The 25,179-nt window shown below is 44.6% G+C and carries 8 protein-coding genes; 4 read left to right on the forward strand and 4 right to left on the reverse strand.

Going from position 1 to position 25,179, the window contains the following annotated elements:
* Positions 1–167: 167 nt before the first annotated feature.
* Entirely contained in the window at positions 168–8,720 is an 8,553-nt protein-coding gene (locus tag AC506A_RS13430; RefSeq protein WP_495461498.1) for an InlB B-repeat-containing protein, read from the reverse strand.
* Positions 8,721–9,095: 375 nt separating this feature from the next.
* Here AC506A_RS13430 and AC506A_RS13435 point away from each other — a divergent pair, with 375 nt between their 5' ends.
* Complete coding sequence (locus tag AC506A_RS13435) at positions 9,096–10,259, forward strand: helix-turn-helix domain-containing protein (protein WP_495461499.1); 1,164 nt, start codon at positions 9,096–9,098, stop codon at positions 10,257–10,259.
* A gap of 72 nt (positions 10,260–10,331) precedes the next feature.
* On the opposite strand, the gene AC506A_RS13440 is transcribed toward AC506A_RS13435, so the two are convergent.
* From AC506A_RS13440 to AC506A_RS13450, 3 genes are all read right to left on the reverse strand, one after another.
* Complete coding sequence (locus tag AC506A_RS13440) at positions 10,332–11,033, reverse strand: DsbA family protein (RefSeq protein ID WP_495461500.1); 702 nt, start codon at positions 11,031–11,033, stop codon at positions 10,332–10,334.
* Between the two features lie 205 nt (positions 11,034–11,238).
* On the reverse strand, positions 11,239–12,531 hold the full coding sequence (locus AC506A_RS13445; protein ID WP_495461501.1) for a Gfo/Idh/MocA family oxidoreductase: 1,293 nt from the start codon (positions 12,529–12,531) through the stop codon (positions 11,239–11,241).
* 68 nt (positions 12,532–12,599) lie between these two features.
* Positions 12,600–13,961 (reverse strand): ABC transporter substrate-binding protein, encoded by a 1,362-nt coding sequence (locus AC506A_RS13450; protein ID WP_495461502.1) that lies wholly within the window; start codon positions 13,959–13,961, stop codon positions 12,600–12,602.
* Between the two features lie 265 nt (positions 13,962–14,226).
* Between AC506A_RS13450 and AC506A_RS13455 the strand changes: the two genes are divergently transcribed.
* The 3 genes from AC506A_RS13455 to AC506A_RS13465 all read left to right on the forward strand — a co-directional run bounded on the left by AC506A_RS13455 (position 14,227) and on the right by AC506A_RS13465 (position 25,012).
* Positions 14,227–14,964, forward strand: a complete 738-nt coding sequence (locus tag AC506A_RS13455) for a response regulator transcription factor (RefSeq protein WP_495461503.1) — start codon at positions 14,227–14,229, stop codon at positions 14,962–14,964.
* On the forward strand, positions 14,957–16,753 hold the full coding sequence (locus tag AC506A_RS13460; RefSeq protein WP_495461504.1) for a sensor histidine kinase: 1,797 nt from the start codon (positions 14,957–14,959) through the stop codon (positions 16,751–16,753). The genes AC506A_RS13455 and AC506A_RS13460 overlap by 8 nt, the downstream gene beginning before the upstream one ends.
* Before the next feature lie 357 nt (positions 16,754–17,110).
* A complete protein-coding gene (locus tag AC506A_RS13465; RefSeq protein WP_495461505.1) occupies positions 17,111–25,012 on the forward strand; it encodes an S-layer homology domain-containing protein in 7,902 nt (2,633 codons plus the stop codon).
* Positions 25,013–25,179: the final 167 nt, after the last annotated feature.

Below are 25,179 nucleotides of genomic sequence, written 5' to 3' on the forward strand. Positions count from 1 at the left end.
ATATAATTCAATTCTATTAGTTGATGTATGGGGGGAATTTTAGGTGTGTGGCATTCTATTTACTAAGTAACTGTAGATCAAAAAAGCCCCGAATTAACGGGGCTTTCACATTTAATGGGAGAGCTGCCTTTGAGACAGCTCCCTCTTTCATTTGTTCATTACTGCTTTTACAATTCCAAACCGAGATCCAGGTTTACGTTCAGTAGACGAAGGATCATCGTGACCGACTCAGCGCGTGATGCCGTGGAATTCGGTTCAAATTTACCGTCTCCCTTGCCACCGATAATTCCCGCAGCAGCCAATTGGTTGATAGGCTCTTCAGCCCAGCTGCCTTGCGTGTCTTGGAACTTCGATGTGCCTGTAACAGGGCTGAGGTTCATAACCTTCGAAAGAATAGCAACGATTTCCGCACGGGAAATTTCGTTGTTCGGCTTAAAGGTACCGTCAGTATAACCGTTAATGATGCCGTTCGTTTTCAGTGCAGCTATTGCGCTTGCTGCCCAGCTTCCTTCCGCATCAGCAAAGTTATCGGAACCTCTGGCAGTGATACCTAAAGCCTTCACAAGCATAGTAGCGAATTCTGCGCGCGTAACTGATGCATTAGGATGGAACGTACCATCCGCATAACCGGATACGAAGCCGATTTGCGTCGCCAATGCCACCGCTTTCGCGCTCCAGCTTGTAGGAGCTTCGTCTGTGAATGTGATTGCAGGAGCGGTTGCAAGATTGGTTTTGATTGCTTCTGCGAGTTTCGCCACATCGACGATCTCATTCTTCAATACTGGTTTTTCCGGTGTTGGAACCGGAGTTGGATCAATCGGATCAGTTGGTTCAATTGGATCAATTGGTTCAATTGGATCAATTGGTTCCGTTGGCGGTGTCGATGTTGATAGCTTCGTCCATTTCGCATACAAGATGGTATCCGCTGTTACCGGTTCCGTTGCAAAATCCCATGAAAGTGTACATGCAGCATCCTGACACCAACCTCCGAAAGAATAACCCTCTCTTACCGGAGTTAATGGTTCTGTGACTACCGTGTTATATTCCACAGAAATACTTGCTACTTCACTTCCGCCCTGGCTGTCAAAGCTAACATTATAGCCATTGATTAGCCATTTGGCATATAGAGTTGTATCTGCTGTTACTACATTCGTTGCAAAGTCCCATGGAAGCGTACCTGCAGCATCCTGATACCAACCTCCGAACGTATAACCCTCTCTTACCGGAGTTGTTGGCTCTGTGATAACAGTGTTGTAATCTACTGCCAGAGTATCAACTAAACCTCCGTCTTGTGTATCGATTGTCACGTTGAATTTATGGAGCGTCCATGTTCCATAAAGCGTACGATCCGAATAAATGGAGCTTGTGAAATCCCAAGGATTAGCAAGAGCCTCATCTGCATACCAAACCAAATCATAACCGTAAACTTCCGGTTGCGAGATTCTGCGGGATACGATTTGATCTTGGACTCCGCCAAATGGAACATCGACCGGAAGTACGAAATGGACTTGATATCCGTTAATGACATCTTGGATAAGTGAAACATCGGCATAACCGGCAGCGCTGATCGTGATACTGAAAGCTGCCGCTTTCGTGAAGAGACTCTTATCCAACGTGATCGTACCTGCAGCAGGATCTACTTTATAAGTCGAGCTATCTACAGGAGTACCGCCAACACTGATGCTTGTAATTGCGTTTGCCCAATCCGAGTCACTGAATTCAAGGGTCATGTCGTTACCCACGGCGTTATCCCAATCATCCGGTGAAACAATAGATGTGGCTAAAGCATATTTGGCATACAGAGTCATTGGTTTCGTAACAATGCTTGCAAAATCAAATGGCATTGTTAAGTCTTGATCCGTATACCAACCGGCAAACCTATACTCAACCTTGATAGGATCAACCGGTCTTGTTACGCTTCTTGTTACAATTTGAGGTGCAATGGAATCACCGCCATTGGACTCAAAGTTTACCAAATAACCGATAACTTGATCCGTAACGATTGCGTCTGCATAACCTTCCGATTGAATCACTACATTCACCTTTTGCCCAGCTGTAAATAGGGAATGGTTAAGCGTGATTGCATCAGCGGAGATCGTGTAGTCCATATCACGAACCAATACTTTAGAACCGATCATAACTTTACTAATATTGCTCTTCCATAATCCGTCATCGGTGAAATGCAGACTAATATCGCTGCCGACCGTGTTCCCAAAGACTTGTTTAAGAACAATTGGCGGCGTTTTCGTCCAGCTTAGATATAACACAGCATTATCTGTCAGCGCTGCATTACCGTTAAACGTATTCCCGATTGAGCTTGCTGCATCCAGATAAAGCAATGGACTTACAGAAAGACCTCCATTGGTTACATGCAATAATGGGCCTGATGTAACGTTCCCCGTAACGGCGTCAACTACTGTTGTCATATTAGGGATGCCGGCTTTGCCGTTTACAAGTGTATCCCAGAAGTAGGTGTCTGTAGGACTCTTTAACGCCCCGCCGTTTAGGTCAATATGACGTCTATAACCCAGCTTGACATCATTGATCAACAAAGTCGTCGTGCCGTCGATGGCTGTAACCTTCAACTGGTAACCGCTATACGGACTTCCGCCAAGGAGACTTGGCGCTTCGCTAAATGCAAACTTTTGACCCAGACTTGTTTGTCCAGCCAGTGCCGCTGCTGCTGCTGTTGCAGTCGTAAAGGTCAGCTTGCCAGCAGTACCATTCGTTACAAAGTCATACGTGCTTGGATCTAGCGTATACGTTGTAAGTGTCGATTCAGTTGCGCCATCACTCTTGATCTTGTAGAAGGAGGCTTCAATTTTTTGAATACTCGCCTTGCTCGTTAACCAAGGAATATTAGCAGCATACTCCGCAATGCCAATATCCAGATTCCCTTCGCCAAGCACCCAACCTTTCCCGCTGACAGCGCCATTCGTTCCGTCGAACTTCAGGCCATCTTGCTTCGCTTTATCAACAAGAGCATAGTTTTGTGTAAAATTCATTTGCCATTTGCCATAAAGGGTAACGTCTGAACTAATATTGGTGCCTGCATCCCAGACCATCGTAAGTGCCGGATCGCTATACCAGCCCATAAAGTTATATCCGGGTCTTGTTGTTGAAGGATTTTTCAACGATGAGTTTGCTACAAGGTTAGTTCCGTTTCTGCTCTTCGCAGGATTAATTCCAACAGCAATGGGTTGAACCGGAGCTCCGCCTTGACTGTCAAATGTAAGGCCGTATCCAACGGCTTGCATAGCACCGTATATCCCTGACGGATCAGAGCCGACCGTTTTAAGAGGGTAAATTGTACCCGTGGTGGCACCTGTTGAACTGAATTCAAACATATACAGCTGAGGCAAATAATTGGCTCCGCCCGGAGCTATAGCCGAAGCTGCAACGACAGGTGATGCATTGGTCTTAAAGAGATCTGCTTTAAACGTAATTTGCCCTGGCTGGCTGATGTCATAATATTTATGACCGCTGCCATCCAACAGATCGGTGATGTCTATACCGGTTGGGTAGTCTCTTGTTTTCACCACGACTTTATTGATACCGCTGCGCCAATCTTCACCACTCGCATCTTCCGTAAATGTAAGTGTTAAATCTTTACCTACATGCGCTTTGGCCGGATCGGTGACTAACGGAATGGTAGGCGTCGGAATCGGTGCAGCGCCAATCGAGAAGCTAGTCGTTACATCTGTATACCCTGCGGCCTGGATTTTGACAGCATAATTACCGGCTGCTGGGAAGAGTGAACCTGGTAAAGTAATCTTAGCCGGCACAAAAGTCAAACCCTTAATTGGATCGAAATAAAGGTAGCCTGCTGTGACTGTTACTTTATCGGTTATATCTGTTGAACCTAGAAGGATCTTCGTAATGCTGGTTCTCCAATTAACGTCATCCAGAAACACACTGTTATTTGGTATTAATGTTATGGTCGCACCACTTTGCAAGTCACTTAACTTTGGAAGTGTCGTAACGGACGTTGTTTGCGATGGACCTGCAAAACCCAGTTTAGCCATTACTTCTTTCATGCCGTCTCCCGCGCTTAGGGTTATGGAACCCGCATATGGCGTTGTAATTGTAGTGGCTTGTTCCACCAAAAGCTGCGGAGTCGGCGCAGTAGGGATTACACCGAAATCTACTGCATTCTGATTCACTTGACCGAAGTTTTTGAAGATGTAATAGAAGTCATAGTAGTCAATTCCATAACCGGAAGATCCCGGTTTCTTCCAGTACACATCGGCATTTCTATTCGCATTCAGGAATACGGTTCTGGATGCTAGATTGCCCGGCGCCGGATTGTTGAGTGAGTTCAGGCTCTTGTAATTTAAATAAACATCGGTTTCTGCAATGAGATCCTTCATGTCAATCACATTATCGCCATTAACGTCTCCGGCTAATAATGAAGGCGTTTGAATAGAAGGGATATCCTTGTACTCTCCCGTCAGATAACCATACTTAGTTGAAGCAACTACAGGGGTTTTAAGATAACCCTTAAAATGTCCCGGCATGGAAAGCTCAACAGAGTAAGGTTTATCGCTTACATCCATTGTAACGGCATAAGTTCCGAGCATATTACCGTAATATTGAATTGAATTGTTCATGGATGTAGGATTATCGGTTACATACGATTTGCCATCTTGATTGGTAACCGTAACCTTTGCGCCTGAATCGGTCGTAATGTTTGTGAACGATCCGCTAAGCGTATTCTGTCTGAACGATTCAGCAAACAAACCGCCTGTAATCATAGATTGAGCCTGTCGCACATAAGGTACATTTGTTGTGAAAGCCGGAACCTGCGACTCTGTACCTGACATCGTAAAGAATGTATTGTAGACGTTGAATTTCCATGGTCCGGAAATCGGGTCAGCATTTGTATACGTTGCATCTAAATCTACTATGTTCATATCACGATCAAGAGCGCCAGCGTCACTAATGCCTGATATCGTAATGTCAGTGGTTAGACCCGCATATTGTGAATGTCTATACGGCTGGCTTACTGTTAAACCAACAGTTGAAGGGTCAATTCCTTTGCTGCTTAAATAGGTTTTATATTCATCTGTAAGTTTGATATTCGCAAATGAATAAAGGTTACTATTGAGCATAAATTTACCGGCTGTCATGCCAATGCCATGCTTCAAAGCGATGGTAACCTTGAATGGTTTATAGGCATCCATTACAATCTTATCTTGATTCTCCATACCTGTGTTTCCGGCAGATGAAACCGTTACATAAGGAGAACCCTTCTTGATGAAATAATACTGCTGCGTGGTGGAATCCACATCAGCTGCACCGGCATAGTCACTTGGGTAAACCCAGAAGTTAGTGCCTTGTGGCGTGATGTCCTCTGGACTAATACCAAAATGGAAACGACCTTTCGCATCCGTATTGAAAAATACAGTTGGCCAAAAGCTATCTTGGTACCCCCAGACCGCGTTCAAAGCTTGATCTACAGGTGCTGGTGCTGGATTACCATCTGGACTTTTTACCGAAGTTTCACCGTTATTCTTCATGATGTCGACGTTATTATCATAAACGGTACCATAGAATCCCTGAATCTCTTGCCCAGGCTGATAACCTGTCGGATCGATTTCATAAATCCCAGGTTTAGAATCGCTGTCCATGGCGATAGTAGGCGCTGTCAAATCCACGTACAGCGTATCTTCTGCTGTGTAACGTTTGCCAGCTGAGTCAATAGCAATCATCTCAACGGAATAAGAGCCTTCCGTAATAATCGCCGGTGTTGTTCCTATTCCGGAATGATCCAGTGATGATGATCCGTCATAGGGCTTGGTAAATGGAAGATATCTGCCTCCAACAAGCATTTGTAAAGGACCATAAATGACACCAGGACCTATCGCGCCGATATTAGCTACATCTTGAACGACACCTAAATAATTACCGTTCTTGTCCTTCAATACCAGGTACATGCTATCCATTGCACTATTGACAGAGAAGGTATAGCCCGAACCTCCGGATCCGTTTGTATCCGGGTTCCAGTTCCCTGTAATGGAGAAAGGAAGTGTAAATGCCTTTATGTCTACATTCATATTGATTCCTTTTTCGGCTACGGTCACCGTAAAGGGAATGCGATAAGACTCTGACGAATCAGCTGCATTAACGAGATGAATATAACCTTCATAAGTGCCATCAATAGCGTTTGAAGGAACCGTAATTTGGGCTGTTGTTTTAACCTTACTGCCTCCGCCAACCGTAATGGATGTCACAGCTGCGTTGCCTGCAGAGAAATCAATCTTGACATCATTGCCGGTCCCCGTACCTACAGGGTGCGAAAGCGCAAATTTAGTGGTAATAAATTCTGTACGGAGTTTAAATGTTTTACTGCTTGTACCATTATTCGATACGTTAAACGTTTTGGATGAAACCACGTCATCCGAGCCGTCCGTTGCACCCTCTCCTCTTCCTTTAAAGCCGAAGAAAAGACTGCCCGTCAGATTATCCACTTGATGAATAGTCGTATAATCCGTAGGGGTATCATACGTAGAGGCTTTTTCCAGCACTTGAATATTAATGTTAGCCCCAATAGCGCGAGCAGGATCGACAACGCCAGCACCTACTTGATATACGCTATAAGTCTTCGAAGCGGTATTCATATCCTTGGCTGTATTCATTAATGCCGTCTTAACATCGGCAGGACTGTAATCAGGGTGAGCAGCCAGAACCAATGCCGCAATCCCCGCTACATGAGGTGTAGCCATGGAAGTACCGGACATTTGCATATACTGATTCGTATAATCAGGCGTACCTGTGTCTTGCGGCTCATAAACGTCGAATGGAGCTGTAGACAGAATGTCAACGCCCGGAGCGACGATATCCGGCTTAATCGTCCAATCCTTCACGGGTCCCGTTGAGCTAAAGCTTGCCAATTCGTCCCCATTCTTTACGAGCGGCGCATCCAGTGCAGCCGGGAACGTAATGGTGGCATGATCGGGATCAGCTGCTATCGCCTTCGCGAGTGCTTCCCCTTGGACTCGCGTCAAGGAAACGGAATAAGCATAATCCATACTGAGGCCCAAGTAATTCGGAATATAACCTTCTGTATCGGCATCATCAACATGATCCCAGATAATCATACCCGCTGCGCCTGCGCGATGAGCACTCGCGATTTTGGTCTGCATATACTCGCCGCCGCGTTTAACAAGGGCGATTTTACCGGACATTTCTTTTCCACTATAGTCATCCATAGTACCTAGACCGACATCAACAATTGGAAGTGTCTGTCCTTTATATTGATCATCGCTTTGGATGAAGCTTCTTCCAAATAAACGAGCCTGGTAAGACTTTGTGCCGTTCTTGAGGGTCATAACCGGAATGTTTTCCGGAATCGTACTGGCACCGATGGTTATTGCAAGCGGTGAAGTTCCCGGCGAGCCAACAGTAGCTTGACCAGGACCTGCATTACCTGCTGCAATTGCACAAACAACACCCTCGATTGTAGCATTGGTAATGGCAATGCTTGTCGGATACATAGGATCGTTCACTGTATTTCCCAGTGAAAGATTGATGACATCCATATGATCCTTAGCGGCTTGATCAATTCCATTCAATACCCCGTCCGAGGAACCGCTTCCACCTGGACCTAATACGCGGTACCCGTAAAGATCAACCTTCGGTGCAACGCCGTTCGCAGAATAGACAGCATTATTCGTTGTCGTATTCGCAGCAATTGTCCCCGATACATGCGTACCATGTTCCGTTATGTAGTCCTTATAGTTCGCTGTAGGACTTACAAGTGGATTCGGTTGCTCCTTTGCAGCCAGCCAATCCCGATAAGTGGTTTCCATCGGGTCAAGGTCATCCACGAAAGTTACATTACCGGAAACATCGACTGTATTATTGACAAAGTCATGTCCGCCTTTATAAACGGCCTTTAAATCAGGATGATTATAATCGATACCGGTATCCAGGACACCGACCTTAATTCGTTGACCTTGACGCGGACCTGATTTGATAATACCTGTATGGCCTGCGGCTTGAAGTTTATCAATGCCCATCCAAGTCAGCGCCGAAGTAGGATTGCCGACAGAACCGCTTGTATCTGCAGTGGATACTGAGCTTTGTTTAGGTACATCGAATTGTACAACAGACCAAACGGAAGCAACTTCCGAATTATCGGCAAGTTTATTCACTTCACTTGCAGGCAAAGATAGAGATACACCGTTAAACGCCTCAGAATATTCTCTAGTAATTCTCATGCTCGTGTTGACAGATTTACCGCCAACGATTGATTGGGTAGGCTGCGTAGTCACAAAGCTTTTAAATCTAGCGTGCGAATCTTTCACTTTTTGTTGCGCATCGGCGTAATCATTCGTAAATGCTGTACCGTTTACCCCAGCACCGCCGTTCGCCAAGGATTGCTTGATGATTTGGATCTTAGCTGGATCCACTTTGAATTGCACGATAACGTTAATAGGTTTGGAGCTGCGCAAATCCTTTGGATCCACATGGATTTTCTGTGAGATGTCCGCTCCGGTCAGTTTGTTAATGCTTGCTTTCTGCTCGGGGGTCAGACTGGCTAGAATGCGATTTACTTCATCTGCATTAAATGTCCCAGTGCTTTGCTGCTGCTGCGGCTCGTTTGCGTCTGCAGCATGTACGCGCGTTAGACTCTGAGGCAGTACACCGTTGAATAGAAGCGTACCTAAAGCAATAACGGACAGCATTTGTTTTGCTTGTTTTGATTTCATTTTCATGATGATCCTCCGTTTAACTATTAATTGCTTGTTTCATGTCTCACAGTTTCCTGAATTTTCAGGTCCTTAAATCTATGGCATTTCATTGACATAGCAAAAACAATAAGATACATTCGCATATGTGAAATTCTAAGATGCGGATTACTCGCAAATTTCTCTTATTGGCCAAAGTTTCCTATTAAACTTTCGTTATGCCTTGAAAACACTCCATGAATAGGCCCGCAGTTCCCCCTTCTCTAAGCTAAATAGAGTATACAATGTCGACCAAATCCGACTGGATACATATATGATGTTTTGGATATGAATTTAGCTGGAATATTTTATTATAGTAAAAAAGAATGCGTTATCACGTACATTGAAGGTGGTGTGACCGTTTTGTCTCAACAATACCTCCGGCAGAATGATTCCTTTATAGAAAAGTCAACAAGCTTAGCCATTTCGATCGGTACGAGCGCGTATGCTTTAGATGATCAGTTGCAAATTACGTTTGCCTATCACAGCTCGGAAATCTCCCAAACGCCTGATAAAAACCAGCATCTTTCTATGCTGATCGATTCCTTGCGTTTGAATCGCCAGCAAATCGAAAAGACGTCGAATGGCATTAGCAGGTTTCCTCTAACATTAAATCGAAGCTTTCTAGTTCTTAATTTTGAAGACAACGTTTCGTATCCATTCTTAGTGTTGGGGCCGATTGAGACAAAGAGCGCAGAAAGAGACAATCATATTGTTAATTTGATTTATTGGTTTTACCATCCGCAGGCAGAAACGGTTCCGTTTCCTTTGCCGTTTGGTGTGCAATGGAATGAGGTCTCCAGACTTGCCAATCTATCGCTCGTTAATATCTATTATGAGAACGAATCGCTTTATCTCCCTGCCGAAGTATTCGCTTTAATCAAAGCTAAAATGGTCGTCGGTGATAACAGTGCGGTCGAGGATATTTTCAATACCAAAATTTATTTAAATTACTTTGTCCGCATCGTTCAGTCCAAAGCTGATCAATTACGTTCCCTTAAAAATCATTTCATATTAGCCTGCTCAGCCCTATCGCAAGTTGCCATCGACAACGGCGTTGAATATACGTACGCCAGAACGATTTCCGAAGAATATAGCCGAATTGCAGAAACCTTTTCGTCCAGTAATGGATTTATTACGCTGCTTAAAGAAGTAACGATTAAATTCACTTCCGCCATTACCCAATTCTCCAGTCAGGTCCACTCGAATCTGGTCAAAGACATTATTCAATATTTGCGGTCTCATATGTTTGATAAGATTACGCTGGAAGATGTAGCTAAGAAATTCGATAAGAATCCATCCTATATTTCAAGTAGATTAAAGAAGGAGACCGGCTTAGCATTCAATGAAAATCTGAATTATCTTCGGATTATGGAAAGCAAGCATCTGCTGCTGCAAACCCGCAAATCCATCAGCGATATTGCGATAGCCGTCGGCTTCAACTATCAGAATCATTTTGCCAAAGTGTTCAAGAAGTTCGTCGGCGTATCGCCAATGGATTTCCGTAATAATCAATTAAAGGAGTAAGCAGTTCCATGAAATAAAAAAACGGTTTCTTTCTAGAAATAGAAAGAAACCGTTTTTGATATGAATAGCTGTTTAATCGTTTAATTGTTCCTCGATCAATTCGACAATAGCGGCATAATCGAAAGGATCTTTAACCATCACTTGATTGATCATGATGCTTGGCGTTTGCGTCACTCTGTAATCCTGTACCAATTTCTCATCTATGCTGACTTCGTTCTGAACCGTATCGCTGCTCATCGCCGCATTCAGCTTGTTCAGGTCTATCGCAGGCTTAATGGTTGCAACGATTTCTTTAATCTTATCCGTTGTTATCCATAATGCATCATGATCTTCCGACGGCTGCGCATGAAACAAAGCTTTATGGAATGGCCAGAACGCCTCTGGATTCTGCGACCACACCGCCTCCCCGGCTTGTGCCCCAAGCCTAGATTCATCACCATGAAATAGAACGTTGATATAAGTAAAATTGGCTTTTCCGCTATCGATATAGGCTTCCTTTAATTTCGGATACAGCTGCTCTCCCCAAGCTTTACAGGACGGACATTTATAGTCGCCAAACTCAACAATGGATACTTTGGCATCTTTGTCGCCTTCAATCGGTTGATTGCTAATCTCAGGCACATCTTTAAACGAATTTCCGGTCTTGTCTGATGCTTGGTTGATGATAAACAATAATACGAATAAGCCTACGATAATCGATGTAAACACAACCAGCTGTTTGCTGGATGGCCCATTGCTTTTGCGGGAAGGTTTTGCTTTTGGTTTTTTTGACATGGTAAACTCCTTCACTATTCTCATCAACAATAATTGATCATGGTAACGACTCCACTCTACCATATGAACACTTGCTCATCAATTGCAGCTGATCGCTAATTGTAAAGGCTTTATGAACGATGCAGTACTTTATGAATTCAAAAAAACGCCTCACTCATACATAACGAATGAGTGAGGCGTTTTCGTCCTAATGGCAATCTCTTCATTACTTAATCGTTACCAAATCTTTCACGTTAACCGGAAGCCCTGTACGTATCGATTGATTCGCTGCGATGCCCGTTAGAATGGATCTGGCGCCGTCAATGTGATTGGCTGCACGCTTGAATCGATCTTCCGCTGGCTCACCGAATAAGTCGCGAAGAAGAATTGGATCGCCACCGCCATGACCGCCCTCTCCGTCCTCCACTTTCACCTCGTACGGCAGCTTGAACATCGGATGAACGATAATCGACTGTTTTTCCAGTGCCCCTTCGTCCGCCTTATTGCCGCCGGAGTTGATGTACGCTTGCTCGAGAATTTCCATCTCAATCCGTCCTTTGGTACCATTAAACGCGATCCGATAGCCTTCATAAGGCAAGTAAGCATTCAGGGAATACGTCAGAATCGCCTTGTTGTCGTAGCGGACCATCACTCCCATCGTATCCTCAATGCTAATGCCGTCTCCAAATACGCTCTGATCCCGTCTGTATCCATCCTCATGCTCGGCATCCAGGTACATATGCTTCAGATGCTCGTTCTCATCAAGCTGCAATGCAAACGGATCTTCCTTGGCAATCGGATTACCTGTACCGCGATCATAGAAGCTAGTTACACCGCGCTGCTCTGCATTCTCTCTGCCGTAGAAAGCCAAATTGCCGAAGGCAAAGACCGTTTCCGGCTGCGCCCCGATCCAGAAATTCACCAGGTCGAAGTGATGCGTCGACTTGTGTACCAACAACCCACCGCTGTTGCGCTTGTCGCGATGCCATCTGCGGAAATAATCCGCGCCGTGTCTCGTATCCAGCATCCATTCAAAATGAACCGAAGTAATGTTGCCGATAACTCCGTCTTCAATCAGCTCCCTCGCCTTTGTATGATGCGGTGCATAGCGGTAGTTGAATGCGACACGCATGCGGCGGCCCGTACGTTCGACAGCATCCAATATGTCCTGGCATTTATTCTCATCCACCGTCATCGGCTTCTCGGTAATGACATCGCAGCCCAGCTCCATTGCACGAATAATATAGATATGATGCGTACGGTCAATGCTCGTCACGATGACAACGTCGGGCTTCTCGGCTTCAACCATCTGGTCAAACTGTTCCGTTTTGTACGTCCGAACCGCCTTCGAGCCATAGCTCTCTGTCAGCAGCGTATTGGCATAATCCATCCGGGTCTGATTCACATCGCAGAAGGCAAGCAGCTCCGATGTATGCTTGTAATCTGTTGCAATCGCCGCGTAGAAGAACTCCGCTCTGCCACCCGCTCCAACGATGACATACTTTTTCTTAGTACTCATTTCTTAATCCCCTCGCATTCCTATAGGTTGACTAGCCTGTTTCTCCATATACCGACACTTCGACCTGTTTAGTCCAAGTAACCTGCCTTCAGCTCTGCAAGCTTCTCATTCAGTCGCTGAATCAGCTCATCGGCTGCTTCTTCAGCCGTCGCTGTCTTGAAACCTACCTTCTCAATGATATCAGTTATGATACTATAAATTTCCTTGTTCGCTTCGACGGCATTCTCATTCGAACCTTTCGTTGCTGATGCAATCTGGATGCCTTTCGCAACGAGTGGATTCATCAATTTGTCATCCAGCAGCAGCTTCTTTGCATCCTCGGTCGCAGGTACACCTCGAACCGTACCTAGCGTTCTGATCGCTTCAGGGTCATGGAAGAAGAAGTTCAAGAAGTTCAGTGCAGTCTCCTGGTTATTAGATTCTTCATTTATCGCAATCAGCTGCGATGGACGCATGACAACCCCTGTGTCCACAGCGCCGGCAAGAATTGGAGCTTGGGCAACATCAAGTGCGCCTTTCGCGAAACTTTGATAGTTTTCCAATTCGCTCACTTGGTCGAGGAAACCCATCAGCTTGCCATTTGCCCACTTCGGATTTTTGGATGGATCCTCATCAAATAGTAATATATCTTCAAATGGCTCTATCACGTGGCTTTCTTCCATTTTCAGCAACAAATTGAACGCGTCAACCGCATCCTGCTTCGTAAAGCCAAGTGTATAATTTTCGTTAATCCAGCGCTTGCCCGTATGCTGAACGGTGTATTTTCTCAGGATGTCCGAGATATTATACAGCTCGGTGTTCAGCACATAAGCCGATTTGTCAACCGACTTCAGCTTCTCTCCATAAGCGAACAGCTTGTCCCAGTCCAGCTTCTCATCTACTTGGATACCTGCTTTCCCCAAGGCATCTTTGTTATAGATAAAGACATCACCGTTCACGCCTGTTGGAAGCGATTGCAATTTGCCGTTAAAAACTGCAAAGCTGTCTAGGAATGACTGATCGAAGCCTGAAACATCAATCTTATCTTTCAAGTCCACGAATATATCAGATTGGCTAGTCAAATCTGCAAGCCAAGGCTGATCGATCTGGATAATGTCCGGCGCCGCATCAGACGAGAGCTGCGTGACCAGCTTCTGATAGTAACCTTGATAACCGCTGTATTCGCCTATAATTTTGACATTCGGATGTTTCTTCATGTAAAGATCAATGACTGCCAGCGTCGCTTTATGGCGCTGATCGCCGCCCCACCACGAGAAACGAAGCGTTACCGGTTCTGTCTTTACGTTTGTATTCCCCGCTGCAGCTGACTCATTAGCTTGAGTGTTTGCTGTTCGATCAGAGGTGCTCTCGCTAGAACATCCTATTATGCTGCCTGCAAGCAACGTAAATGCGAAAGGTATCGTCCATATTCTCTTAAATGACTTCTTCACTTAACCTTCCCCCAGTGATGCCGCTTTCATGCAGTTTGAAAACTTGCTGTCTTTAGTTTAGAACATGTTGAAATGAATCGCTACTAGGGGAAGGTTACAATTCCTATCTTTATATGCGCATTCCCGGTTGGAAATCTATCTCCATTTGTCATAGCTATCCATTATTGATTTTTTCCTATATTATATCAGTATTTAATTCACTCAATTTGTTGTATACTTTCTGGGAGTTTCAACATGCTCGGAGAAGTAATCAGGAGGCATCGCGATGTACAAGTTAATGATTGTCGATGACGAAATCGAAATCCGTACCGGTTTGAAAAACTATTTCCCATGGAATGAGATTGGCTATGAGGTCGTATGTGAAGCGGAGAACGGTCGTCAAGCCTTGGAACTGCTGAAAGAGCAGCAGGTTGATGTTATTCTAAGCGACATTATGATGCCGCTTATGACAGGACTTGAGCTTGCCAAGGAGCTGCATGACAATAAGTCCGCAATCAAATTGGTATTTTTAAGCGGATACACGGACTTCCAGTATGCCAAACAAGCGATGACCTATAGTGTTAAGAATTATCTCGTGAAACCAACCATCTATAAAGAACTGGTTGAGGTGTTCCATGGCTTAAAGATAGAAATGGACAATGAACGCAGCAAAGCCGAGCCGCGAGCTGAAGAATTAGATCCGAAGCAGGAAAACCGGTATATTTCAGCCATTAAAAAGTATATTGATGAGCACTACACGAACGTAACACTTGAAAGCGCATCCAAACATGTACATTTGAACCACTCCTACACGAGCAAACTGTTCAAGCAGCAGACCGGCTTGACGTTCATGGACTATGTCATTCAGATCAAAATGCAGAAGGCAGCCCAGCTGCTGGCAGACCCGTCTTATAAAACCTATGAGATCAGTGAAATGTTGGGTTACACAAATCCACACAACTTCACTCGCTCTTTCAAGCGGATCTTTGGCAAAAGCCCAAGGGATTACCGTAATAATGGATAATAAGCTCAAAACCGTCCATCGTTCCATGCTTGGTCATCTTATCACCTTGTTAATTCCGATGCTGGTCCCGCTGCTGATCTTGGGATCGCTCTCCACTTTTCTTATTAAGCTCTATATCCAGGATCAGATTGATACCAATAATCAAGCGCTCTTATCCCAGACTAAATCATATATTGAGCTTTCTTTCCGTGAGATGGACTCCCTGAGTACGAATTTCTCCGCAAATCCGGGACTAACCGTAACAATGAAGGACATCCTAAAAACAGGACGGATCACGGACAGTACTTTCGATGTTCTTAAAGTTATTCGTAATTTCGTCGATTCAACTGTTTATGCGAACCCTTTCATCTACTCTGTCTATATCTATTTCGATAACAAGGACAAGCGGTTCTTATCGTCGGTAACAGGCTTGAATACAGTGGACAAATTTTATGATCATGAGTGGCACGATTTGTATAAGAATCATTCCAACGAGCGGGTGTGGACTGAAAACCGCATTGTGAAAAGGCGGGCCCCGGAAGGCGAAATCCGAGTCATCTCCATCTATAACAGACTGCATTTGGCAAGCGGCAGCGGCGTTGTCGTCTTGAATGTGAAGGCTGAATTTATTGAATCGCTTCTGCGGCAATTGCCCGCAAACCGCAGCCAGAGCATTCTTCTGATGGATGAACATAACCGTACCATTGCTAAGAATTCAGATCTAAATTATTTGAATGTGTTCAAGCAAAACGATTTAACGAGTAAAGAGCTGCTCTCGGAAGAAATGAAGGTCGACGGCCGTACATACACGGTCGATATGCTATCGTCGTCACGATTTAAATGGAAGTTCGTATCGATTGTTCCCAAAGCAGCATTGTATTCACTTCCCTCCAAGCTGCGAATGCTGACTGGACTACTGCTGCTGATTTCCACCATAATCGGACTTTTTCTCGCTTATTCTTTATCTAAGAAGAAGCACCAGACGCTTCAAACCGTTGTCTCTATCCTTCACGCAGCTGAACGCGGTACATCGTTGCCGCAGGTGCTTCCAGGCGCGAAGAACGACATTTACGGCTATATTACGGAGAATATCGTGAAGAAGTTTGTTGAGAATGAGTTTCTGACTATTCAACTGTCCGAGCGAAAATATAAGCTGCAAGTGATGGAATTTATTGCGCTTCATTCTCAGCTTAATCCGCATTTTTTATATAACACGCTGGAGACGATCTACTGGAAAGTTGCCAGTTATACGGGTAAGCCGAATGAAGCCAATGAAATGATTGAGAATCTCTCCGGCGTGCTGAGGTACTCTTTAGACAGTTCTATGCCCTTCGTGCCGCTTCAGGAAGAAATGAAGTACACCATGCGTTATGTGGATATCCAGCATATCCGATATAAAGAGAAATTCGATGTGATCTGGCGCATTGATGAGGCTGTCGCAGACTATCATGTCATGAAGCTGATTTTGCAGCCGATTATTGAGAACAGTATTTATCACGGTATTCGGATGAAAGACGGCAAAAGTATCATTCGAATTAAAGCAGAGTTAATTGAGGATCATGTACGGCTGACCGTAACGGATACAGGGGTTGGGATGAAGAAGGAGCGGCGGCAGGAGGTACTGGCAAAGCTGGCTTCCGAAATCAAGGGAGGACGGCATATAGGGCTGCTCAATACGCATAAACGGCTCGAGATTACTTACGGTGAACAGTACCGCATTTCGATTCTTAGCAAGCTGGGATGGGGAACCTCGATCAGTCTGACTTTCCCGGTGCAGAAACAGCTGGAGGTGTCATACGAAAGTCTATAAGCGCAGGTTAAGCATCATTCCATGAACAAAGGGCAGCCGATTATCGGCTGCCCTTTTCCATGCTGCAAACGGATGCAGATGTGAGCAATCGGAGAAATATTGACCACAAAATGATTATTATAATCAAAATACGATAGAAAATAGCTATTTAGCATGAATTGAGAATATTAAGCAGTCAATTAATGATTGAATTTGTTAAATGAACGAACTGTGAATGCGTTTAAAAGTTGCCCATAATGAAGTATGGTTCGCAATTGAAAGCGAATTAAAGTCAGTGGGGGCGAATATGAAGCATGCAATTGTAAGCGCTTCAAGCGTCGGTGTAATTCCAGAAAAACAACAAAAGGAGCACAGAGAATGTCGAGAAAAACGAGAAAAACTTCGCAAGTCATTTCTTCTATCGCTATTGGCAGCATGTTGTTATCAAGCACTGCAGCTTTTGCAAGTCCTTCTCAAGATGTCCCGACTAATGTGGCAGCAAACGTAGATGCCTCTACACACTGGGCAGCGAAAGAACTGCAAAAATGGTCATCCATTGGCTTACTAAAAGGTGATGAGAATGGAAATCTTAATCCAAACGAAGCTATAACTCGTGCGGAATTCGTCACGATTCTGAATCGCGTATTCAATCTTCAAAGTACTGTCGGTTCCAAAACGTTTGCCGACGCGAATCCTGGTGATTGGTATTATACAGATCTTCAAAAGGCTTCCGCGGCTGGCTTACTAAACGGCGATGCGAGCAACAATGCAAATCCTAATGCAGCTATTACTCGTCAAGAAGCGGCTGCTCTAATTTCAAGAGGCTTCCAAGTTATTACCGGAAATAAAGACATTGCATTCAACGATTCCTCGAAGATAGCGGGTTGGGCTTTAGAAGCAGTCTCTGCTCTTGCGTCTAAGGGATATCTAAACGGTAGAGGCAATGGGAATTTTGATCCTCATGCTAATATCACGCGCGCCGAATCTTTCGTTATGACGGATCGCGTTATGGGGACATTAGTAAGAACGGCTGAAGATCTCGCTAACCTTCCATCCACAATCGTTGGCAATGTTACGGTCGCTCTTCCTGGCGCTGTACTGAAAGGTCTTACAATCACTGGTGATGTGTATGTGACGGATGCCGCAGCATCAGAACCTGTTGTATTTGATCACACTGCAGTAAAAGGTGATCTTAGCCTTGTCTCTGCAAAAGGTGTAAACCTAATTGCTTCCACAGTTACGGGTACAACAAATGTAACTGACACGCACCATACAACGACGCTAAACCTAGACGCTGATTCGACACTAAACGTACTCACACTTAACTCGCCTTCGAATGTTACAGGTACTGGCAGCATTCAAACTGCTAACATCAAATCAGCCGGCGTAACGATCGCCCAGCAACCTGCAAATGTTAATGTTGCTGCTGGTATCACTTCTACCGTTGCCGGAAAAACCGTAGAAGGTACAACTTCACCTGATACACCGGTAATTCCTCCTATTACTGGCGGCGGTACTGCTCCTACACCTATAGTTCCTGCTGTTTCTACTGGAACTACAGTTGACATGCACAGTACGCAAATCACTCGTTTGCAGCCTGCAGGATTGATAGTAACGGAGCCGATCCAATGGACAACTTCGGATCCTTATGTTGCTTACGTAGATACAATCGGCAACAGCAAAGGCAATTACGCTGGTAAAGTTCTAGGCGTTACAGCTGGAACAGCTACAATAACAGGTAAGCAAGGCGCTGTAACGGTTACGGTTACCGTTACGGTGAAAAATGATCCGAACCTAGCGAAAGAAACGAACTTGGAAAAAATCGTTTACTATTACAACGCTGGAGATGCTAATATCCCTGCTGCTCTTAGTTCAACAGCTTGGAGTACAGCTAATATCCCTACTGCTCCAGAAGGCAAAACTTTCCCATCTAAAACATACGCTGGTTATGTTGAAGGTGAGAAAGGTGTGAAGTGGTTAGTATCGAAAGATACGTTAATCAAATCAACCGACAAAATAAAATTAGGTACAGCCTCAACTCCTGTAACGACTGGCATCATATCCGATGCGGTAACGTTATACGACCCTAACTTAGCTTCTGCTGACCAAATCCAGTACCTTCAAGGTGGAAGATATATTCCTCAAACAGGTGTTGCTGGTCCAGCAACCGGCGCAGAAGAAGTGATTACAAACATTATGCCTGACGGCAATAATGGACTTTGGATATTAGGTGCTGCTGGCAATGCAACTCACATTGTTCGCAAGCCGATGTCTTTGATGGCAAAATCATTGGTTCAAGAAGAAATTTCGAGGAACTTTGCTGATCGATTCGGCTTCCAATCCGGCGCTGTATCTTTCTCAACGCAAGCTGATATGATGAAAGCTGCGATGAACGCGGATAAAGGCGCTGGAGCTTATATCGGTGATACGGACAATGATGGTCTCTGGACAACGATGTACGCTTCCGGTGAAATCTGGAGATACAACTACATGAAGAAAACGTATGGTGATGCTGACGCAAGAACAATAGATGCGAGAGCGTCTGCTACTCGCGCTGTTGAATCCATCGTTACTCTCGGTTATGTCTCTGGAATGCAGCTAAAAGTGCCTTCCAAGGCCAATGTAAACGACCCTTCCATCTACACTGTATTGGGTGCAAATCCGAATGGCTCAGATGAAGGAAAGCCTGTCTACATTGACGCTGCTACAGGTAACTATACGTTAACTGCTGCAGGTAACGCACCTGCTTCTGCCGGCTTCTTCGCTAGAAGCTATAAAGTTGCTGATAAGAACAATGGCGCTACTCTAGCTGACGGTAATCCAGGCGTAAACTCTGCTTGGTTGCAAAAGAAGGCTGGAACAACTACTGATATCAACGGAACAACGGTCAACTATTCGACTCCATCCGGAGCGTTGAAAGCTTATGATACGGTTGCCGTACCTTCCAGACTTGTTCAAGTTTATGCTGCTCTAAACGGTGGAGATACGCAAAACAACCTGGACAGCAGCAATGTTTACTACAAAGCTACAACATCAACGGATGAGTTGGTAGGTCATTACTTTACACTTGATCTGGCATATAGTGCTTTCAAAGACAGCGACCCTGAACTTGCTGCTCTGATCAAGAATGACATGATTAACCATACGAATGCGGTTATCTTGAACAACTACTATCAAGTCAGTGTAACCGGTGAAAACCCAGTTGAGTCTCGCTTTAATCCTGCTGACCCTATTGAGAATGCTGCCAAAGGCAACGGGTTGAACTATCCTTCGGTTCCTACAAAATGGGCCAATATGAACCCTGAATTCCTTGATGGCGTTTCTAATGCATGGGGAAGAAATGATTATGAGGACGGCCCTCTTAATGCGACTCTTGCGCTGCAAATGCTTGCAGTTGCAAAAGATATGGGCAATTACACACAAGCTGAGCAAACTGCTCTTGCTGCTCAAGGTGTAACACTTACCAAGCCGCTTGATTATGCGAACGAGCTAAATGTTATGAACGGCGATACTCCAACTGGAGCTAAAACTGCTCATAACGATTACGAAACAAGATATCCTAAAACGCATTTCTCTACTTCTCTGCTGGATATGAGCCTGGATTACCTCTCAAGATACTTTGGTATTTCTGCTCATAACGGAAATGGAATGGGTGAAAGCGGCACTTCTTACCAATCTTATTTGAACTATTCCGATGAAGAAGAAGCTGCGCTCGCATACTATACATTAGCTCACCATACTGATGCTACTCATGCTGGGGACATTTTATCTGGTATGAATCAATGGTGGTTCCACGAGAAGAGACAGAAAAATCCATTTGTTACTACTTTCTATGCAGCATCTCTTGGTGCATTGAAAAACAAAAGCGTTAACATTGGAAATCCAACTGTCGATCTTGCCGGTTCAACTTGGCAGATGACTCGTATCCCTAATAACTTCATGAACTGGGATGTTCTATCTGCTAACAGAAACGATGTAACGCATGTTATACCTGATGGCATAGTTGACCAACTTATTCCTCGTGATGAAGTTATGATGTCGAAGTACAACACAAATATCTTCGGTACGATGGATAGAAGAACAATTGACACTGGTTTCTCAAGAAGCATGGAATCTTCAACCGTTATTTCGATGCCTTACTGGTTAACTATGAATCCTAAGGATGCAGCTAATGTAGCTGCGCTTGGACAAGCAGTTACGGCCCCTGTAAACAAGGGAACAGAGAGCTTAACTTATCCGACCAATGTCGCGGCTATGAACCCTAATGGTAACTACGATGCTGCAACGCACACCTTTACCATTAACGTTGGAGATTCTGTAAAGCTTGATGCTAAAACTACCGGCTATATCAGAAGCGTTTCTTGGCTGACAGATGCTTGGCACCAGGCAGGTTATGTGGATGGAAAACCTGCTCCAATTAATGCTGATCCAAGCAAATTCCAAGTTATTGACCTGAGAGATTTAGCTGTCCACGGTGAAGTCGGAAATGTTGATGCAACCGGCATCAGCGTAGCAGGCGAATACACTGGCGCTTATGCAACAGGTCTTAAACCGGGAACAGTTACGGTTACTGCCTATGTTATCGACGGATTCTTTAGAACTCCTAAGACACTAACCTATACTATAAACGTCGTTGATCCTAAAGCAAGTGCAGCGCCTGCATCTCTTACCGCTGTAACGGCAAGTAACTTTGCTTATCCAGCATGGTTGACTGCAGAAATGGCTAAACCTAACCTAAATACAGATGGTAACCCGTTTGTAGAAGTTTCCTATCGTTCTTCTTCTGAGGCAGATGGTATGGTTGACCCTGTAACAGGCGAAATTACTTATCTGACCAATAATCCATTCAAAATCATTGCAACTGTTGCCTATTCGGATACAACCGTTAATGCTGACCCTGACGCTGATGCTGGTGCATGGGATGATTTGGGTGCTAGATTTGAAGAAGACAGCCATGTTATGACTTTTGAATGCCCTGTTTCTAACACTTCTACGCCGATTGTTGATCCTGTTACTCCTGTTACTACTGGAACAACGATCAGCATGTACAGCACACAGATCACTCGTTTACAGCCTGAAGGTTTCAATCTGACACTACCTATTCAATGGACAACATCTGATCCATATGTTGCATATGTGGATACCATTGGTAATACGAATGGCAATAATGCCGGTAAAGTTCAAGGCATTTCTGCAGGAACAGCAACAATTACAGGTAAACAAGGTGCTTCTACGGTTACGGTTACGGTTAAGGTTAACAATGATCCAAGCCTAGCGACGAACCTGGAAAAAATCGTTTACTATTACAGCGCTGGTGATGCTAAGATTCCTAGTTTCACTAATGCTACTCTAACCACGGGTACAGTTGCAGCTCCAGCCGGAAAAACTTGGCCTTCTGCTTCTTATGCCGGATACGTTGACGGCACAAATGGCGTTAAATGGATGCTCGCTTCCGACAAGAAATCCGTAACGCTGTATGATCCTAACGCGAGTAATCCGCTCGACCAAATTCAATACCTGCAAGGCACAAGATACATCCCAATTTTAAGTCCGCAAGCGTCAGATGAGATAGCATCCATCTTGTCGGACAATAATGGTGGTCTATGGATTCGTGGCGCTAATGGCGATGTGACTCATATCGTTAGAAAGCAAATGTCACTGATGGCTAAGACACTGCTATTGGATGAGGTTGGAAGAAACTTAAATGACAGATTGGGCTTCCAATCGGGTACAGCTCGCTTTAACACCAAAGAAGATATGTATGCGGCTGTCAATGGCTCGAAAGATCAATCTGATATCGCTCGTTCCTTGGGCAGTACTGACAATGACGGGCTATGGACGACGATGTACGGGGCTGGCGAGCTCTATCGCTATAACTACATGAAAGCTACTTATGGCGCTGATGATGCTCGTACAAAAGATGCTCTTGCATCGGCAACTCGTTCGGTTGAATCGGACTTGCTGTTGTCCTTCATCTCTCAACGACAGCTTAAAGTTCCAGCAGCTTCAAACGTAAATAATCCAGCTATCTACGATCTGTTAGGCGCTAACCCTGATGGTTCTGAAGAAGGGTACCCGGTTTATCTGAATGCTGACGGAACCTTTACGTTGGAGAACACAGGTACTCCGGCACCAGATGGCTTTGTCTCCCGTTCCTACTATGCCTTTGACGATGCTCAATATGGTAATGCAGCTTTCTTGGCTTCCAAGTTGAACGACAAAGAAAGATGGATGGAGATCGCAAGCGGTACAACCGAGGATATTAATGGCACTGAAGTTAACTACGCTAAGCCATATGATGTAACTGCATTTAGCACTAGCACATATGACTACAATTCTCTAAAGGCTTATGCAACAGTACCGGTACCACAGCGACTGGCTGATACATTCGATATTGCTGGCAAGCATATCTTCTACAAAGATACGACTTCCACGGATGAGATGATCGGTCACCTCTACTTCTTGGACATGGCTTATAAAACATTCAAGGATGTAGATCCAGAGCTGGCTTCTCTTGCGAAAACAGCCATTACGAACGTTACAAACCATATTATTATTAACAACTACTATTTTGTAGGCGTAGCTCCTCAACAAAAGAATGGAAATCCTGTCGTTCCATTGCTGCCAGAGTATAGAAAAGATTTGAACGGTACTCCTGGCGCTAAATACTCAGCTGGATATGCAGCTTCCGGTAATGGATTGAATGTACCTTCAACCCCTACCAGATGGTCTTACTATAACCCAGAGTATATGGATGGCAATGTGAATGCATGGGGACTTTCCGATTATGAAGACGCATCGCTAGGCGCAATTCTTGACTTGACGATGCTGCAACAAGGTCAGAACTTTGTGGCTGATTCCAGCATTCCATTGTACACTGGCACTGCTGACGGTTACAAAACGGCTAAAATCGGTATTATTGACTATGTGGATGAGTTTAATGTTCTGACTAACCCAGCTCAATACAAAGCAAGATTTCCAAAAGTCCGCAATTCCAACACGATCGCTGATGTTGCTTCGCAATACCATAACAGATATTTTGGTATCTCCGAGCACGACGGTTCAGGAGTCGGAGAAGACGGTACAACTTTTGAAAATTACTTGAACTACTCTGATGAGGAAATGGCAGCGCTTGGATTTGCAGGTCTTATCGCTTCTGCAAACGCCAACACAACGCCTGCACTGAAGCAAGAGTATCTGAAGGGTCTAAATCAATGGTGGTACAACGAGAAAAGAACGAATAACCCGTTCCTATCGTACTTCTATGCAATGAGCCTTGGTCAACTCCAAGCGCTTGGTGTAGATGTATCCGGCAATCAAGTAGACCTTGCAGGCGCTGATTGGCAAATGCACCGTATGCCAAGTAACTTCCTTAACGTTACTGTTAGCAATGCGGGCAGAAGCGATTTGACAAACAATCTGCCTTCTGATGACTATGATCAACTGCTGCCACGTGATGAAGTTAAAACGGCTAAGTACAATACGAACTGGCTAAATCCAAATACTTCTCGCGGCGATTACAGCATGGAAGCTTCAACTGGAATTTCACTTCCTTACTGGCTCTCGGTGGATCCAACTAACAAAGCGCTCATCAGCTCTTTGGGCAATTCGATTACATCTGTTTCGAGCAGAGTTACGGGCGATATTTCGATTCCTTCTAACCTGACTCAAACGATTACTTTGAATGTCGGGGAGCAACTAGATCTATCTGTTACAGGACAAGAGAATTCTTATATCAAGAACATTTCTTGGAGTACAGATGCTTGGGATGATTCAGCTGCTGCTTACCAAGTAGTTGATCTGCGTACAGGCGAGTCCACTACGAACTTTGACGGTAAGACGTATGGATCGGTTGTTACAGCTAGAAAGGCTGGAATGGCTACTGTAACGGCATGGACGGCAGATGGCGGCGCCGCTGCTCCGCGCACGGTCACATTTACGATCAATGTCGTTGATCCTAATGCTACTGTGGCTGCAGTTCAATTGAATCAAGTCACTGCCGCAAACTTCGCGCTTCCTGTTTGGTTGGCTGCTGCAATTGCTGATCTAAACAAGAATACGGATGGAAATGCTTGGGTTACCGTCACCTATTCTTCAAGTTCAGATGCTGACGGTTCAGTTGATGCTGATACAGGTGTTGTGAGCTATCATACATCGAATGCATTCAATGTGATTGCTACTGTAACATACAGTGATATGACGCTAAATGGAGAACCTATGTTTGAAGCTGACAGTCATGTCATGACATTTGTATGCCAAGTACAACAACAAACTCCTTAAAAATGATTCTGTATAAACGATTCAAAAATTGAAATGCTAAATACCCTGAGTCCGGTGTTAATCGGACTCAGGGTATTTTGTTTGGCCTAGAAGCTGCCAAGCTGAAGAATATGCGCAAAAAGGCGCTGACCGCACTCGGCCAACGCCTTCTTCTATTTACACCTTCT

The organism is Paenibacillus sp. N22P23, assembly GCF_059383735.1.

What these genes read in the sequence shown, in the direction of transcription:
- AC506A_RS13430 (WP_495461498.1), bottom strand. Translation starts at nt 8,720, where the DNA reads ATGAAAATGAAATCAAAACAAGCAAAACAAATGCTGTCCGTTATTGCT.
- AC506A_RS13440 (WP_495461500.1), bottom strand. Translation starts at nt 11,033, where the DNA reads ATGTCAAAAAAACCAAAAGCAAAACCTTCCCGCAAAAGCAATGGGCCA.
- AC506A_RS13445 (WP_495461501.1), bottom strand. Translation starts at nt 12,531, where the DNA reads ATGAGTACTAAGAAAAAGTATGTCATCGTTGGAGCGGGTGGCAGAGCG.
- AC506A_RS13455 (WP_495461503.1), top strand. Translation starts at nt 14,227, where the DNA reads ATGTACAAGTTAATGATTGTCGATGACGAAATCGAAATCCGTACCGGT.
- AC506A_RS13460 (WP_495461504.1), top strand. Translation starts at nt 14,957, where the DNA reads ATGGATAATAAGCTCAAAACCGTCCATCGTTCCATGCTTGGTCATCTT.
- AC506A_RS13465 (WP_495461505.1), top strand. Translation starts at nt 17,111, where the DNA reads ATGTCGAGAAAAACGAGAAAAACTTCGCAAGTCATTTCTTCTATCGCT.